Origin of the sequence: Synechococcus sp. H55.2, assembly GCF_047462495.1 — a bacterium.
GTDB lineage: Bacteria > Cyanobacteriota > Cyanobacteriia > Thermostichales > Thermostichaceae > Thermostichus.
Genome location: NZ_JANSJH010000170.1, coordinates 1 through 2476 on the forward strand (window position 1 = coordinate 1; position 2476 = coordinate 2476).

The 2476-nt window shown below is 52.3% G+C and carries 1 protein-coding gene and 1 pseudogene; one reads left to right on the forward strand and one right to left on the reverse strand.

Annotated elements, in window-relative coordinates:
* A pseudogene (locus tag NW844_RS12660) lies at nt 1-2149 on the reverse strand (FkbM family methyltransferase); the annotation flags it as partial.
* A 202-nt stretch (nt 2150-2351) separates the two neighbouring features.
* Between NW844_RS12660 and NW844_RS12665 the strand changes: the two are divergent.
* On the forward strand, nt 2352-2476 hold a 125-nt coding region (locus NW844_RS12665), incomplete at its 3' end, for a prepilin-type N-terminal cleavage/methylation domain-containing protein (RefSeq protein WP_414336154.1).

Here is a 2476-nt window from a genome sequence, read left to right on the forward strand (position 1 = left end):
GACTGTAGCTCATGCGGCCATAGTAATGGCGGCCTACCAGGGTAAGAACCGGCACACCCACATAAAGGGCTTCCATGGTGTGGGTTGCACCTGTGTAAGGGAAAGTATCTAGAACTAAGTCAACTAAACCCAGTTGGCCACGATGCTCTTCCACACTCCCAGCTTTGGCCAGAAAGCGGACACGGTCTAAGACGCCTAGCTCTTTAGACTTCTCTTGGTAGCGTCTAACCACTGTGGCAATTTCCCCTGAGCCTTTGACAATGAGAATTCCGTTGGGAATGGCTTTTAGAATTTGCAAATGAGCATTGATACAGTCGTCAGTTCGCTTGTAGGCATTGGCCGCAGTAAGGAGAACAACATCTCTTGGGCCTATTCTTAACTTACTTTCGAAGTCCACCTCATCGGCCGGGATAACGTCCAGATGGTCAACTGCACAATAGCTTGGTAGGCGGATAATTTCTTCGTGGTAATCAGCCTGCGCATCTTCGGGAAGAATATAAGGATCAGCAAAGAAGTAATCAAACTCGGGCAAGCCGACAGCATCTCCCCCTAGCCAGCCAATTTGGACAGGGGCAGCCCGCAGAGCTGCTAAGATATTGGCGTCGTGGCTGGTGATGGAGTCCATGAAAACCATGATATCGATATGATCCTCGCGAGCTTGGGCAGCCACTTGAGGAGCACTAACTCCTTCAGAGAAGAAGCGAAAATGAAGGCTCTCCTGGGATCGAAACTTCCGATACATGTTGTCGCGGCTGGCCATTTCCTCAGTTTTCCAGCCCTGGTAGTAGTAGTAACAAATGTCCAACACATCACGGGATAAGTTTCTCAAAATGGCTTCGCTGAGGAAGCCTACTGAGTGTCGCTGGAAACAGCTGCCCAGGAAACCAACTCGAAGTTTACGGCTTTCTCCACTGACTGTTTGATAATCTTGCTGATTTCTTTTCCAATACTCTGACCACAGGAAATCACGCTGAGAAGCCATGAGGCTGAGGCAATCGTTAAAAATCCTGCCAGCAAGCTGCTGGTAACGACGAATTAGAGATCGATCATCTGTTAGATAGCTCCAACAAAAGCAGACTCGAAAGAGAATAGCTTTGGCGACAGTTAAGCTCTCAAGCATATTTTCTTCATTTACTTTTAGAGACTCTAGGTCAATATAACTTGAGGTGAGTAAATCCATAATTTTCTGAATGGCAAAGCTCACCCTGTCTGGCCGAGCAGCGTGGATCAGCTTTTCCAAAGATTCTGAGAGAAGAGATAGGCACAGCGAGAAGTTCTCCTCTGCCTGGGGGCTTGCGGCTGCCGCAAGAAGCGCTTCTCCCAAGATGGAATAAGCGTCGCTAGTAGAGTCTCCGAAGAGGGCACGAGCTGCCCTCTGAAAGAAGTCGCCGATCAAGTCCTCTATTGTCCACAAACCTTGATAGCGCTCGGCCTGCTTTGGATCTGCTGCCTGGGCTAGCTGAGCTAGGAGAGCGGCAAAGCCGGATTTCTGACTCTCTAGGAGATGAGCTTGTAGAACTGTGGCCACTTCGAAAAACAGATCCAGGTAGCCGTCATCCCATAGCCGAATAAGGAGTTCGGTTAGGAGCGACTCCTGGGTAATGTCTAGGGTCTCCTCATCTCCCAAGCTGGCCAAATGCTCCACCAGGGCCTGCCCGTAGAAGCCGACGGCCAGCTCGTCTTGAGCTTGCAAGGCCCGCAACAGCAGAACTTGGGTGTTATCCCGCCGGCGTGGATCCAACTCAAAAGCCATCTCCCGCAGTTTTAGGCAGATCCGCAGACGCTGCTGGGGATCCTGGGTGGGCGTATTTTCCAGACGGCCTGCCAAAGACAGCAATAGCTCTATCACCTTCTCCGATGGCAGGATCCCGGCCTTGACCAGCGACGTGTAGACCTGGTAGGCAAGGTCTAGGCGGCCCGAAATCAAAACTTGCTCCAGCGCCGCAAGGGTAGTCGCTACCCGGTCAGCTGGGAAAGCTTCTTCAGACGGCGAAGGCACCCCAAGGTCAAAGAGGCCCAACAAGAACTCTCGCCATGCCTCTGGATCTTGCCGTGGGTAGAAAGCCGCCAGCCATTCTGCAAAGACAGCCGGCGATTGCTGCAGCAGTTGCTTGCCTTCCAGGATCCGAGCTTGTAGGGCGAGGTTCATGGGCCGAAAGGAGAGCGCTGGTTTTAATCTGCCATGCAGAGGCCCGCTCGGCCAAACTACGGAACCTTTCTGGATCTGCCCCCCCCAAAGATCCGCAATTTTGCTTGGGGACAGGCTGTTATGAATGGCCCTCAGGCTGGGTAGGTTAAGACTGGCAGGTAACCTGCACAAGTAACTCTCTAGTAACCAAGGATCGAGGACCATGAGCGCGAAGTCTCGTCAGTCTCTGTTGCGGGCCAAGCTGGCTCAGCAACTTTTCTCCCAAGCCAAGGGCTTCACCCTGATCGAACTGCTGGTGGTGATCGTGATTGTGGGCGTGCTGTCTGC